Origin of the sequence: Occallatibacter savannae (genome assembly GCF_003131205.1) — a bacterium.
GTDB lineage: Bacteria > Acidobacteriota > Terriglobia > Terriglobales > Acidobacteriaceae > Telmatobacter > Telmatobacter savannae.
In genome coordinates this window covers 213,670-227,287 of the sequence record NZ_QFFY01000005.1, presented here as the reverse complement: position 1 = coordinate 227,287, position 13,618 = coordinate 213,670, and the positions used below count along the sequence as shown (strand labels likewise).

Sequence of the window (13,618 nt, the reverse complement as noted above, 5' to 3'; positions counted from 1 at the left end):
GAACGATCGTGAAATTTGGGAATGAAGAGGGTGGAAGCCTGGTGGAGTTCGCGATCGCGAGTCTCCTGCTTATCATGATGCTGTTCGGGATCATCGAGTTCTCGTTCGCCTTCTACGGCTATCACTTCACGGCGGAGGCGGCCAAGGAAGCGGCGCGGTACGCATCGGTGCGCGGCAGCAATGCCTGCACCACGGCCAACCCGAACCTGGCCGACTACTGCCTCACGGGCGCGGGGGACAACACGCGCATCACCGCGCTGGTGGCTGGCTTGGGATACCCCGGGATTAACAGCGCGAACACCACCGCGCAACTATCCCTGCCGGACGGGGACAACGCGGTTGGGCACAACGTGAAGGTGGACGTCTACTACACGTTTCCGATCGCGGTTCCGTACTGGAAGGCGACGCGGCTGCAAATGCACAGTACCGCACAGATGGTGATCTCGAATTAGCGTTCACGTGCGTTGCCGATCGCACATCCGGAATCAGGTGCTAATCCAACGACGTGCCGAGGTGATCCGATCTACCCGGCGCTTGTCTTGCGCGAATGAGCTGATCGCAACCACATCCTCAATGTAGAACCCCACGCTGCCCCAGGGTGGGTCCATACGCCGAGTCGCGGTCTCTAGCTGCATGCGTATTGCTGACTGCATGAACCGTTCGGCCTGCCTGCTCCGGTACGAGAAGAAGAGCACGCCAGCGATGAGCAGGGCTAAGCTGACGTTCATCACTGCGCGGGTCATCAGCAGTCCTCCTTCACATCCCTTGAAATTGGGCATGTGCACCGCACCTGATCCTGAGGACACCCACCGCAGACCACGTAGGGGTCGAGCCCAGAAAGCGTCGCCGCTCCGGCTTCGCGCCGGGGTTGTGTCTGTCGATCACCACAACCATGACAACATTCTTGTGCACATCGATTCCAGCGAGCTTGTAGGACACCATCCTCCGGCGTGGATACGGCAGGAAGCGTGCGCGAAGATAATCAGACACCGTCACGTGCTACCAGCAACCCGGAGGTTGGAGGCGCGACACAGATTGGTCCAAACACGCAACCCAGGCCAAACTCGGAAACGGCTTCAACTGATCCAGAGTAGCCACGACCTTCGCCGTCCACGCCGCCTCGATATCACACGCACTGCGCTGAACCGATTTTCATCCATATGGGTGGATCGAAGATCCATGCGTAACTCGGAACTATGCCGAATCTTCGCCTAAATTGCCTCGCCAAGCAGCCAGTATTTTCACATCGACGGTTACCGTCTCACCGTCGACTGTGCCACCGGATGTGCCACAGATTTCGCGCTCTGTGCCACAAACACGCGTTAGAACGTCTTCGTGGCAAAGGAAAAGCCCGCTGATTTAGCGGGCCTTAGCGTCAGATATCTCGTAGCGCTACCGGGAATCGAACCCGGGTTTTAAGATTGAGAATCTCAGGTCGTAATCCTAGACTATAACGCTACGTCTGCAGGTGGCAGCCTATCACCCCTTTTTCGACTGCTGAAGTGCTGTCAGCACCTCTTCGGAGTGGACCCGAGGATCAACTTTCGTCCAGACCTTCACGATCTTACCGCTCGGATCGATCAGAAATGTGTTCCGGTTTGCAATCGTCATCTCTCCGAAGTGGCCCAGCGAACCATACTCATCCACTACCTTGTGATCGGGATCAGCCAGCAGGTGGAACGTCAATCCATCCTTGGTGCAGAACTGCTTGTGACTGTCGACCGTATCCACGCTCACGCCCAGGATGACGGCACCTTCCGCCTCGAACTTCGTCAGATCTCTTTGGAAGTTATGCGCCTCCACCGTACACCCAGGTGTCATGTCCTTTGGATAGAAGTACAGCACCACCCACTTGCCGTGAAAGCTGTCCAGAGAAATCGGCTTACCCTCCTGCGATGGAAGAGTAAACGTGGGAGCCTTTTGCCCGGCAGTCGGCATCGCCGCATCATCGGCCGCATGCACCGTCAACTGCGGCGCCAGAAGAGACAGAGCGGCCACCGCAACACACAGAATGGACTTCTTCACCTCGAACCTCCTCATTTTTGGAAAACGGGGAACCTTTGCTTCGCCTCCGGGCCAAAACACCGGCGTTCATACAGACGGATCTCGACAGGGAGGAGACTCCGCCAGCCCAGTATAGTTCCCGACACCGGATCTATTGTCACCGCGCCGGTCTCAGACTTAGAGCATGCGTTCCCCTGGTACCTAATCCCCAGTTCCGCTTCCCTGTCTCTCCGCCGCCACAATCGCAATTCCCGCCTTCTCCGCTCGCCTCAGCAGTGTCTCGCGATCGAACAGCAGGGTCCGACCCGCTTCGACCGACAGGCAGCTCGCTCCTGCAGCGATCATCGTCTCGATCGTCTTGATCCCGATCACAGGTACGTCAAACCGCATGTCCTGATTCGGCTTCGCGACCTTTACGACAGTCAGCTTCCTTTCGAGCGTCGAGGCCGGCGACGCTCCGTCCTCCTCCAGCGACTTCATCAGCAGCCCTGCCCGCTCAATCGTCGCGTCCGTTCCCTCCATGGCCTCCACCGCCACGCACGCCTGCGCCGCCACCACGACTGTCTGTCCGATGTCGAAGCCCGCGACTGCCCGCGCAACGCCCAGCCCGTACTCGATGTTCTTCCGCTCATCTTCAGTCGGGCCTCGCCCGCCCATAGCCTCCGTCAGCCCTCCCTTCTGTGCCAGCAGCGGCTCCAGAAATTGCGTCGAGCTCATCAGTTCGATCCCCTCATCACTCAGCACCTTCGCTACGGCGCCGAGAAGCATGTCTGTATTGCGCGTCCGCAGGTTCAGCAGCAGCTTCGCCAATCGCCAGTCCGGCCGAATGCTCGAGAAAATCTGCTTATGCTTCACCTGGCCGGCCATTACCGCCGACTCTACTTCCTCTTTGTGGAAGATCTCAATAAGACGAGAAAGCTCCCCCAGCGAGAGCCAATGCACTGTAATCTTGTCGTCGTACGCAGCACGATCATTGATCTCGGGATCAGTCTCTTCGCGGATCGCGGCAACGGTAACGGCAAAGCCCTGCGCGCGCGCAGCATCAAGCAGCAGAAACGGAAACCGCCCATTGCCCGCGATCAATCCGAGCTTCATCTACTTGATAATTCCCCGCTGGCTCTTCTCGATAAATTCCGCCAGCAGCTTCGCATCCTCGCCTTCCATCCCGCGAATCTGCTCGAGCGCCTGCGTCGTATTCATCTTCGACGAGGTCAGGTAGCGGAACGCCTTCTGCAGTGTCTTCAGCCGGTCTTCAGAGAATCCACGCCGCGCCAGTCCGATCTTGTTGATGCCGAAGGCGCGGTTCTCGCGCTTCGCTGAAGTCAGGGAGAAAGGCAGCACGTCTTGCGTGACGATTGTGCCGCCGCCGATGAAGGCGTACTTCCCCACTGTGCAGAACTGATGCACCGGACTGAACGCGCCCACGGTCGCAAAGTCCTCGATGTTGACGTGTCCCGCCAAAGTTGCCGCATTCGCCAGAATGCACCCGCTACCCACCCGGCAGTCATGGCCGATATGCACATAGGCCATCAGCAGGTTTTTCGAACCCACCCGCGTAATCCCACCGCCCTTCACCGTTCCGCGGCTGATCGTCACGCACTCGCGAATCGTATTGTCATCGCCGATCTCCGTCTGCGTAGGTTCGCCGCCATACTTCAGATCCTGCGGTGCGATCCCAACCGAGCAGAACGGATAGAACACGTTCTTGTTCCCGATTCGCGTATGCCCATCCAGCACCACATGCGAAATCAGCCGGCAGTCTTCGCCAAGCACCACATCCGGCCCAATCGTCGAAAACGGACCCACCTCACAGGAGTCGGGAACCACCGCTCCCTCCGCGATCACGGCACTAGGATGGATGCTCACTCGTTCACCGTCGCGCTTACAGATGCTGCCTCCGCTTGTGCCTCTGCTACCGAACCCTCTCCATGCGCCTTGCGCTCCCGCTCCCGCGTCACCACAGCGCAGGTCAGTGTCGCCTCACAAGCCAGCTTGCCATCTACCGTTGCCCGGCCCTGAATCTTTCCCGCCCGCGTCCGGAACGACAGCACATCCACCTCGATCCGCAGCTGGTCTCCCGGCGTCACCGGTCGGCGAAACTTCGCGCGCTCGATCCCCGTAAACACCACCAGCTTCGAATGCCGATCTTCCAGCTCGTGCATCATGATGATGCCGCCCGCCTGCGCCATCGCCTCCACCACCAGAACGCCCGGCATGATGGGATACCCGGGAAAATGTCCCTGAAAAAAAGGCTCATTGATGGTCACATTTTTCAGCGCGACGAGCCGCTTCTGCGGCTCAAATTCGGTGATCCTGTCGATCAGCAGAAACGGGTAGCGGTGAGGAAGAAACTCCAGGATCTCCTGGATATCGAACGTCATTCTCTAGCTCCAGAAAGCGCGCAAACACGGCTCCCCGCGCTCCCTGTGGATTATAACGAAGCGTACTGAGAACCCAGCGCAGCCTTTCGAAGCTACGGCTGCTTCTGCTTCTGAAGCCATTTCGCGAAATCAGCCACTCGCGGTCAGCAGCATCGATGGCATAGCCTCGGCCGATCGCCATCAAGTACAAGTTTGATCTTTGACCAGGTCGACTCAAGGCTGAATGCTGAGAACAGAGAGGTGTTACTTCTTCACCCTCTTCGCAATCCCAGCTACATCCCAGTAGTCCGCCGGCAGATCCACGTTGTAGTGCACCTTATCGATATACATCTGCCGCACCGTCTCATCGTTGTGCATGCGCGTAATCGAGTACGCCGTAGGCAGGCCCTGCACATCGTGATAGTCCGCGTATTCCTCCAGCTCGGTGTTCTTGTCCTTGTACTCGGGATCGCGCCACTGGAAGCTGCGGCTCAGCGGCAGATGTGTCTGCACGTCGGCCTGAATCGTGATCGATTCATTCTCCGCCGAGATCAGCGTCACCTGGTCCGCCATGTGCCGCTCCGCCATCCGTTGGCCTTCGTACACGAGGATTGTCTTCGGATCCTTCAGCCAGACCTTCACCGCCATCTCGATGGAGTGATCGCGCCGCCGAAGGAAATCATCCAGCTGATCCTTCGGCAACTCCTTCGCGCCGCGATACGTCACCTCAGTTCCTTTGCGCCCGATATAGAACTGGTAGACGTCCTTGTGTTTCCCGTACTCGTATCTGTCGTGATCGGGCCACATGTGGCAGTCATAAAAGAGCAGTGTCCCTGGATCTGGATCGCCATGATGGAATGCCGCCAGATGCCCTTCGCGAACCGTATTCTTCAAATTGAGCCACGCGTCTCCGCCCAGCGCCTTCACCATTGCATCCAGCACCGCGCGCGCCTTCGCAGCATTCTTGCCCGCCGCCGGATCCACCGCCTGCTGCGCGTCCGCCGGCTTGCCATCGCTCTCCTGCGCCCTCAAGCCCAGCGGCACCGCCAGCCAGATTGCCACCAACGCTGCCGCGATAGTTTTCCTCATCCACATCTCCACGAACCCGCTCTTGTTAATCCCAGTTCCCTAATCCTGCCTTTACCCAACCAGCACCGCTCCTCCATTCACGTTCAGCACCTCGCCCGAGATGAACCCGGCCATCGGCGTGCACAGAAAGAGCACCGGCCCAGCGATCTCTTTAACAGAAGCAACGCGTCCGACCGGAATCCCCGCCCTGATCTTCGCACCCAGAAGCGGGTCGCCCAGCGTTCCAGCTGACATATCCGTCGCCACCCATCCCGGAGCCACACAATTCACGAGAATTCCGCGCGGGGCAAGCTCGCTCGACAGGCTCTTCGTAAGACTGATCAGCGCGCCTTTCGTCACGGCGTAGTCCGCATGCAGAGCCTCGCCCCGCTGCCCCGCCGTGGAGCTGATCAGCACGATATGCCCCTTCGGCCCGTCCTCAACTGTCGGTGGCGGACCTTGCAGCTGCATCTGCACCACCGCCGCCTGCACCAGCCCGAACACCGAGTCCAGATTGATCGCAATCGTGCTGCGCCATTGCTCCTCCGTCATGATCTCGATCGGAGCATCGTCGCTCGGCCAAACTCCATGGTTTACCACCAGCGCGTCCAGCCGCCCGAAAGCCTTGATCGCCGCTCCCACCAGCGCTCGTCCATCTGCGGGAGAACTCAAGTCCTGCTCGATCGGCACGCACCGGCTCGGCCCCCCGCACTCATCCATCAGCGTCAGCGCCAGCTCCTTCGCCTGCTTGTAGCTGAAGACCACCCGCGCGCCGGCGGCCGAAAACAGCCGCACCGTCTCGGCGCCAATCCCGCGCGATCCGCCCGTGACCAGCGCCACCTTCCCATCCATCGCTAAAGAAACACCAGCCATAAGCCCAACCTAAAACCTCACCGTCCCAGCTGTCCATTCGATGTATCCCTTGCCCCCGATCGGGCTCTTTAGCGCTGACAAACCCAAAAAGCCGCAAGCTCAGCCAACAGCTAGAAGCTGGAAGCTCGAACATTCTGCATCTCCCTTTCTCCCTCCCCATCCAATACCCAGCCCACCCCTGGGCAGAGGGAGCCTTTATGGCCACACTCCCAGCAACCGTCCAGGCCACGCACGCCTTTCCTCCTCGTGTGCAGTCTTCCTGCGAGTTCTCGCAAGTTCTCATGAAGCTGCAGCGCGCCACATACCTCGTCGCCTCCACACTCGATCTCGATTGCCTCCTGGACCGCGTCGTCAACGACCTCGCTACCTCGATCGGCAATGTCGAAGTCGACGTTTGGCTCCGTGATCGAAATTCGAACGAGCTCGTCCTGTCCGGCGTCCGTGGCTGCACCAAGAACAAGCTCGGCTCCCGCCTCAAAATCGGTAAGGAAGGCATGGTCGGACACGTCGCCGCAACCGGCAAAATGCGTTACGCGCCCGACGTCTCCAAAGACCCCTACTACATTCCCTGCGAACCTGAGACACGTTCGTCGGTCAGCATTCCCCTGAAAGCCGACGGCGAACTCATCGGTGCCCTCTGCATCGAACACTGCGAAATTGACGCCTTCTCTGATGACCAGCTCCAGATCCTTGAAGCCCTCGCCGGCCACATCGCCATCTCAGTCCAGAACGCGCGTCTTTTCAAAAACGAGCGCGTCGAACGCGAACGTCTCGAGCGCGAACACGCAGAAGCGCGAGCCATGCAGCGTGCCCTCTTCCTCAAACCTCAACCTCTCGTGCCCGGCTTCGCATTCGAAACCGCATGGCATCCCGCTGGAGCCGTCGCTGGCGACTGGTTTGATTTCATCGACCTCGGCAATCAGCGCTACGGCATCGCGCTCGCCGATGTCTCCGGCAAAGGCATGCCCGCCGCGTTGCTGATGTCCGCAACGCGTGCCCTGCTCCGCTCCATCGCTCCGCTTTACACATCGCCTGCTCAGACCCTCGAGCACTTGAACCGGTCGCTCACAGAAGACTTCCCTACTGGCAAGTTCGTCACCATGGTATACGGAATCCTCGACGCCTCGACGCGCCAGATCACCGTATCCAGCGCTGCGCACCTGCCGCCTCTTGTCATCAACGGCCATTGCGCCTTTCTCGATCTAGACACTGGCCTGCCCCTCGGCCTCGGTGCATCATCCTATCCCGAGACCACCATCACCCTCGGCCCCGGTACTCGGCTCCTCTTCTACACCGACGGCATCACCGAAGCCATGAACGCCACCAACGAAGAGTATGGCCCCGCCCGCCTCATTGAACACTTCGTTCAACCCGAAGCATGCGTCGACAGCCTCATCGCCGAAGTACAGAAATTTGGTCACGGTTCGCAGCACACGGACGACGCCACTGCACTGCTGATCCGCAGCCGTTGATCTGAACGCTTTCACTGCATCAGCGGCCCGGCAGCATCGGATCTGGCGGAGCACTCTCCCGGATCCATTCTTCATAGCGGCCGCGCGAAACCTTCACAATGATGTGAGAGCTCTGGCCTGCACTCGGCAGAAATGAGAAGGAGTGGCTGGCCGCCGCTCTCTCCCTTAACTCCATCTCTTCCGGAGCATCGCGAAACGGCGTCGTTCTCACGGCGATCTCGATCTTTCGCCCGAACTTGATCCCCCAGCTCAACATGCCCGGGCCGTACTCCACTGCGCCGAGCCTTTCGTCCAGCTTTCGCAAGGCGCCCTCTGCAACCCGCCGCCGATCCCACGCCAGCAGCAGACACCACGAATCATCCATCCCTTCGAGCCCGCGAAGCTGATCAGCAATCAGCGAGTCCGGAGTACTCTTTTCTACCCACCTGTCGACTTCGGCGCGCACACTCTCCGCCGATCCAAACACTGCTACCTCCTCATCGAGAATGGCCAGCCAACGTGTTTCCACGAACGACTCGCGTTCTCGCGCGAAGGGCGGCACCACCAGCACCGCAACACCTCGATAGCTCACCCGCTTCGCACCCGCATCGTCAAATCTGAAGATCGCCTTCTGATCGAAGTGACCACTCACCAGCAGGCTGTGCTCATTTTCTCCAGATTCGCCACGAGCACCCGACACAAACACCATCCCGCTCAACCGGCGTGACGCGTCCCCGCCCGTCAGGGCATAAAAATCTTTCAAATCAATCTTGTTCTCGGCCGTGAGCACCATAAAACTGCCGGTCGTGCCCTGTCCAGCCGCGCGCGAGGTCCCCGCCACCAGCCGGCTCTGCGGAGGAACAAGCTGCAGCAGCCGCGGATCGCTTCGCACTCCGACGGCAGCTTCAGCGCAAAACAGCAGAACAACGAGAACGCAATTGATGGCGCGTCGACCAGACATGATTCTCCTCCAGACGATCAATGCAGCAGCCACTACGTTACAATTCGTAACGTTACGCTTTGTAACGTTTGATTGCAGAACTGTTCTGACCCGTAAAGATGTTTCGAAAAAATTCGGATCGGGATCGCCTCTCGTGCGGCGATCAGGCTTGAAGCGGGTCAAGGAACTGCAAATCATCTTCCTTGCTCTTACAACGAAGATGACGTAACGCGGTTAACCCCGTTTGAGGAATCTTTGTGAAATGTGACGAGATTGCAGTAGCCTCACTCACGTTCTTATCCGCAGATCGTCGCAACTTCGGTTGCATTTGTTCCGCCGTTTCCGCTTCGCGGAACTTAAAGCGACCTTATCGATCAGCTCTCATCCAACATGCACTGCTTCATTCGATGTTGAGATCTGATCTTGGCGTCGAAGATATCCGTCACCATGAACTGTTCGTGTGAGGACACCAGTGTTCGGAAATGAACGCCGTAGGCACTTATTCTCCGTCTGCGGTGTCATCATTCACAGCAGTCAGGAGTAGTAGCGACTTCAGGGCCCGTTTCCAATTGGAAAGTCAATTGCTATTCGAAGTGTTGGAATTCACCTTCCCCGGGGTTTCCTGCTAATGAAGCGATTCGAACCGTTCGCGCTGGACACGGCTAACGAGTGCCTCTGGCACCAGGGCCGGCAGATTCCACTCGCCAGCAAGCCCTTCGCAGTCTTGCGCTACCTGGTCGAAAATCCTAACCGCCTCATCACGCATGACGAACTGCTCGATGCGCTCTGGCCTGAGACCTACGTGCAGCCACAGGTACTGCGGACCTACGTTCTCGAACTCAGAAAAATTCTGGACGACGACGCGAGACAGCCGAGATTCATCCAGACCGTCCCGAAACGCGGTTACAGCTTTATCGCAGCGGTGAACGACGGCCCAGCTCCATCCCCGTCTCCTGGCACGATTTCTACTGCTGCAGTTGATCTCTTCGGTCGTGACGACGAATTGCGCCGGCTCCTGACCACTGCTCGGAACGCTTCAGCCGGACAGCGGCAAGTTGTGTTCATCACCGGAGAAGCTGGCATCGGCAAAACCGCGATAGTCCAGAACTTTCGTAGCTTGTCTCCCATGTGCATGGTTGCCGGCCACTGTGTCGAGGGCGTCAGCGAAAAGGAACCGTACTACGCCATCATCGAAGCAATTGGGCAATCCATGCTGTTGCCCGATCACGAGGGCATATCGTCGCCTGACTCTACGCGTCCGCGTACATTTCACGACCGTCCGGGTGAGCTCTGCGAGGCTCTGGAAGAGTTCGCTCGCGATAAACTCTTCGTGCTCGTCATCGAAGACCTTCAGTGGGCGCATGAAGCTACCCTTCACTTGATCTCTGCTCTTGCCAGGCGCAGCGCTCCAGCAAAGCTGGTGGTTCTGGCGACCTATCGCCCTCAACACTCGTCAACGACATTCGCATTGAGGTCCGTAAAGCAGGATCTGCTCATCAGACAACTGTGCACCGAGATCGCGCTCGAACCACTTTCCAAAGATGCAGCCAGGCGCCTCCTCAGTCGTAAACTCGGTGAGTTGGATCCGCCTCCATATTTCAGCGATTTCGTCTATCAGCGCTCCGGCGGCAATCCGCTCTTCCTCAACGCTCTCCTCGACCACATGATCGCGGAGCGATGGATAGTACAGAGCGGCGACGGACGCGAAGTAAAGTGGCATAAGACAGGCTCCGTTTCCCATCTCGAAATCAGCTTTCCTCAGAACCTGGCGCAACTCATCGAATTAGAGATCGACCGGCTCAGCCCCCAGGAGCAGAGGGTTCTCGAAGCCGCCAGTCTGATGAGCGTCGCCTTCCCGGTGTGGTCCGTTGCTACAGCCCTCGAAGAAGATCCTGAAACCGTCAACGACATCTGTGACACCATCGAGCGTCGCACCGGTCTCGTGCGGCGCGCTGGTCACGACGATCTTCCCGACGGCACGCGCTCCGACTTCTATACTTTCGCGCACGAGCTCTATCGTGAAGTGCTCTATGCTCGGCAAACCACAAGCCGCCGCGCCAAGGGTCACACGCGCATCGCCGAGCGACTGAAGGCGCTCTTCGCGGGACGCGAAGGTGTCGTTGCAACCGAACTGGCAATGCACTTCGAGGCTGCCGGAAACTGGCAGAGAACCGTCTGCGCACTCCGCTTGGGCGCACTGCACGCGCAACAGAGATGTGCGTATCAGGAATCAACGCAGTTGTTGCATCACGCTCTGGGCCTCGCCGAAAATCTCCCAGAGCCCGATCGCGCCGCCGTGGTTAACGAAGTCAAAAACGAATTGCGTTCCCTCAGCGAGAGCGCGGCGACGCAGCAAAAAGCTGGCTGAAGATTTGACGTTATCTGGACGAAAGCTTGACGACTAAATTCTCTAGCATCGCTAACGTGTGAATACGGCAAGGAGGTTCACACATCATGCGATCGATTTTCCGAAAAGTTATCCTGGCATCGGCAGCTGGCGTCGCGGTGGCGCTCGCAGGCAACTGCGCCATGGCAGCGACAAGAATTAACGTGCCCTTCAATTTCAGCGTTGCCGGGAAGATGCTCCCCGCCGGCAGCTATCATCTCGTTCACGAGTCGAGCAGCGGCTTCGTCACCCTGAGTAGCCTCGATTCGAACCAGAGCTACACATGGCTTCTGACTCCCGGCCCTTCCGAATACGACAGGAAGATTGCGTTGAAGTTCGACGACCGTAACGGCACCCATGTGCTTCAGTCTGTCCAGTACGGATCGAAGATCACGCCCCGCATCGACCAGCAACGGTCCATCGATATGGAGCGCGAATCCGGCGGACAGTAGCTTCTGCCCTCCCCCGAGGCAGTGCAAACCGAACGGGCGGCTTCCGCTATTGGAGCCGCCCGTTCGCGCTGTATCATTCGCCCATGCGAAAGATGCATCTTGTTTCCGTCCTCGTGACGATCGCCGCTGCGCTCCAGTCCACCTTTGGCTTCGCCCAGCAAAGCCACTGGGCCTCGCCAGACGACAAAACCGCTCAGTACATGATCGATATGGAACGCAAATGGGCCGAAGGGGTCTGCGTGGACAACGGCGTCGTATCAGACCTCCTTGCCGATGATTTTCAGGGCACATCCACGACTGGCGCCCGCTTCACCAAGTCCGACGAACTCCGCGATGAAAAAGCACCCCGCTCAGCCCGCAATTGCGGACTCGACAAGACAACAGTGCGCTTCTTTTCCAACACGCTCGCCATCGTCTACGGCAGCGAGCACGCCACCGGTAAAGACAAAACTCGCCCCGACGCGAAGGTCTGCCAGATCTGGACCGATACATGGCTCAAACGCAATGACAAATGGCAGATCATCGCGTCGCAGGACAATCGCGTCAAATGCAATTAGTCATCGCACAGAAATGCCGCACATCCCACACCGTCATTGCGGGTCCCAGAACAAAGCGTAGATCTCTGTCTCAAGGGCGGTCTGTTGTCGGATCAGCGGCTCATCTCGCGGAGTAACAAATAGCGGTACGCCGACGGTATCGGAAATCTGCACCTCTTTAAGGCTCGCTACCTCCTGCTCTTTTTTGCCCGCTAGGGACAGGCGGAGTATGGCGGGGGTTGGCTTTTCTCTAATCACATACATGCTCCGGCTGTCATGCGACCAAGCGAGCCCGTTGACGTCATTTCTAACCTTGTTCCATGTGCTGCTCTTCCCATCAAACAACTTCAGCTCGCCATCAACGCTCAGAGCAGCCAAATGCTTCCCATCCGGAGACCACCGCGCCAACCATGAGCCCTCCGATCCTGGAACCACTGATGCTTGGCGAGTTTCGATATTGAATATCTCAAGGTGCGGGAGCGCCGGAGCTAGATCTGAAGTGAATAAGACCGATTTACCATCGGGAGACCAGCTTGCGTTGTAATCATTCATCAGATCTGTCCGGCGAAATACTCAACAGTTGCGCATCGGCAAATGGAAGCGGAAGAGCGACCGGTTCTCCGCCGGCCACCGGAACAGCCGACAATGCCCAATGCCCGTTCACCACCTCGGCGAAGTACACCCGCACTCCGTCGGTGGCCACCATGGGGAATTTCTCGCGCCCATCGCTCGTGAGCTGAAGACTGTGGGTAATCCGCATGGGTGTGAAGTCAGTCCGGTGCAGCCGGCCCGCAAACAGTGCGCCGAAGACAGACAGCAGTCCCATCGCCGAAATCCACCCCCAACGAGCCGACGGCTTCGGCACTGAAACCGGAGCAGCCGCCGGCTTCGGCACTAGGGCCTCTGGCGACGAGTTGGCATGTGCGATCGGCTCCGTCTGCTCTGACCGATGGGCAGTTTGTACTTCGCAATCTGACTCCACCGGCGCGATAAAACGGTACCCCATCCGCGTCACGGTCTGAATGTAGACAGGAATGTCCGCATCGTCCTTCAGCAGTTGCCGTAGCTTCCTCACCGCCGTGTTGATTCCGTGATCGGTATCCACAAACACGTCTTTCGGCCACAGCTTCTCGGCGATCTCTGCCCGCGTCACAAGCTGCGCCCGGCGTGTCACCAGCAGCATCAGCAATTCCATCGGTTTTCGCTCGATGCGCAGCGCGCGTCCTTTGCGCGAAAGCTGAAATCTCGCGCAGTCCAGTTCGAAGTCACCGAATTGAAACACGGGTCCCGGCACAAAACTCACTTGTTAGAAGTCGTCGAAGGGGAAAACCTAACCAACGGTGTACCACGGATCTGTAGGCTTTGAAAGGATTTCCGGGTTCACCCCTCCTTTATCTCCGCTTCACCTGTCCTCCATTGCCATCTCCGCCATGCTGCGCTTAGCTTCGCGCCATCTCCTTGCTTCTCAGGACGTTCAAACGAGCAGCCGAGTCTGCAATCTCGACCCAGCCCGTAAACTTCACCACCCGGTCCTCGGTGAGCAACAAA

15 protein-coding genes and 1 tRNA gene are annotated in these 13,618 nt (G+C 58.4%); 5 read left to right on the top strand and 11 right to left on the bottom strand.

Annotation, left to right across the window (positions count from 1 at the left end; translation table 11 throughout):
• Window positions 1-8: 8 nt before the first annotated feature.
• Window positions 9-452 carry a TadE/TadG family type IV pilus assembly protein gene (locus tag DHV10_RS18895; protein ID WP_162601667.1) on the top strand — a complete coding sequence of 148 codons (444 nt, stop codon included), beginning with the start codon at window positions 9-11 and terminating at the stop codon, window positions 450-452.
• A gap of 33 nt (window positions 453-485) precedes the next feature.
• Here the strand turns inward: DHV10_RS18895 and DHV10_RS18890 are convergent, their stop codons facing one another.
• The 8 genes from DHV10_RS18890 to DHV10_RS18855 form a co-directional block, all read right to left on the bottom strand.
• Entirely contained in the window at window positions 486-743 is a 258-nt protein-coding gene (locus DHV10_RS18890) for a hypothetical protein (protein WP_109487952.1), read from the bottom strand.
• 644 nt (window positions 744-1,387) lie between these two features.
• A tRNA-Glu gene (locus DHV10_RS27265) sits at window positions 1,388-1,458 on the bottom strand.
• Window positions 1,459-1,479: 21 nt separating this feature from the next.
• Window positions 1,480-2,025, bottom strand: coding sequence for a peroxiredoxin (locus DHV10_RS18880; RefSeq protein ID WP_239461927.1), 546 nt, complete (start codon window positions 2,023-2,025; stop codon window positions 1,480-1,482).
• Window positions 2,026-2,205: 180 nt separating this feature from the next.
• Window positions 2,206-3,099, bottom strand: a complete 894-nt coding sequence (locus DHV10_RS18875) for an LpxI family protein (RefSeq protein ID WP_109487950.1) — start codon at window positions 3,097-3,099, stop codon at window positions 2,206-2,208.
• Window positions 3,100-3,870: an acyl-ACP--UDP-N-acetylglucosamine O-acyltransferase gene (gene lpxA, locus DHV10_RS18870; RefSeq protein ID WP_109487949.1), complete on the bottom strand. Its 771-nt coding sequence runs from the start codon at window positions 3,868-3,870 to the stop codon at window positions 3,100-3,102.
• Window positions 3,867-4,385, bottom strand: a complete 519-nt coding sequence (gene fabZ, locus DHV10_RS18865) for a 3-hydroxyacyl-ACP dehydratase FabZ (protein WP_109487948.1) — start codon at window positions 4,383-4,385, stop codon at window positions 3,867-3,869. The genes lpxA and fabZ overlap by 4 nt, the downstream gene beginning before the upstream one ends.
• 243 nt (window positions 4,386-4,628) lie before the next feature.
• The gene (locus tag DHV10_RS18860) at window positions 4,629-5,453 is read right to left on the bottom strand and encodes a DUF2059 domain-containing protein (RefSeq protein WP_109487947.1); all 825 of its coding nucleotides are present in this window, start codon (window positions 5,451-5,453) and stop codon (window positions 4,629-4,631) included.
• 51 nt (window positions 5,454-5,504) lie between these two features.
• A complete protein-coding gene (locus DHV10_RS18855; RefSeq protein WP_109487946.1) occupies window positions 5,505-6,305 on the bottom strand; it encodes an SDR family NAD(P)-dependent oxidoreductase in 801 nt (266 codons plus the stop codon).
• 197 nt (window positions 6,306-6,502) lie between these two features.
• On the opposite strand from DHV10_RS18855, the gene DHV10_RS18850 reads away from it, so the two are divergent.
• The gene (locus DHV10_RS18850; RefSeq protein ID WP_109487945.1) at window positions 6,503-7,777 is read left to right on the top strand and encodes a GAF domain-containing SpoIIE family protein phosphatase; all 1,275 of its coding nucleotides are present in this window, start codon (window positions 6,503-6,505) and stop codon (window positions 7,775-7,777) included.
• 19 nt (window positions 7,778-7,796) lie between these two features.
• Here the strand turns inward: DHV10_RS18850 and DHV10_RS18845 are convergent, their stop codons facing one another.
• Window positions 7,797-8,717: a hypothetical protein gene (locus DHV10_RS18845; RefSeq protein WP_109487944.1), complete on the bottom strand. Its 921-nt coding sequence runs from the start codon at window positions 8,715-8,717 to the stop codon at window positions 7,797-7,799.
• A gap of 607 nt (window positions 8,718-9,324) precedes the next feature.
• Between DHV10_RS18845 and DHV10_RS18835 the strand changes: the two genes are divergently transcribed.
• The 3 genes from DHV10_RS18835 to DHV10_RS18825 all read left to right on the top strand — a co-directional run bounded on the left by DHV10_RS18835 (window position 9,325) and on the right by DHV10_RS18825 (window position 12,091).
• A complete protein-coding gene (locus DHV10_RS18835) occupies window positions 9,325-11,064 on the top strand; it encodes an AAA family ATPase (RefSeq protein WP_109487942.1) in 1,740 nt (579 codons plus the stop codon).
• A gap of 86 nt (window positions 11,065-11,150) precedes the next feature.
• On the top strand, window positions 11,151-11,534 hold the full coding sequence (locus tag DHV10_RS18830) for a hypothetical protein (RefSeq protein ID WP_109487941.1): 384 nt from the start codon (window positions 11,151-11,153) through the stop codon (window positions 11,532-11,534).
• A gap of 83 nt (window positions 11,535-11,617) precedes the next feature.
• Window positions 11,618-12,091, top strand: a complete 474-nt coding sequence (locus tag DHV10_RS18825; protein WP_239461926.1) for a nuclear transport factor 2 family protein — start codon at window positions 11,618-11,620, stop codon at window positions 12,089-12,091.
• Between the two features lie 33 nt (window positions 12,092-12,124).
• Here the strand turns inward: DHV10_RS18825 and DHV10_RS18820 are convergent, their stop codons facing one another.
• On the bottom strand, window positions 12,125-12,622 hold the full coding sequence (locus DHV10_RS18820; RefSeq protein WP_109487940.1) for a TolB family protein: 498 nt from the start codon (window positions 12,620-12,622) through the stop codon (window positions 12,125-12,127).
• Window positions 12,615-13,352 (bottom strand): winged helix-turn-helix domain-containing protein, encoded by a 738-nt coding sequence (locus tag DHV10_RS18815; protein WP_109487939.1) that lies wholly within the window; start codon window positions 13,350-13,352, stop codon window positions 12,615-12,617. The genes DHV10_RS18820 and DHV10_RS18815 overlap by 8 nt, the downstream gene beginning before the upstream one ends.
• Window positions 13,353-13,618: the final 266 nt, after the last annotated feature.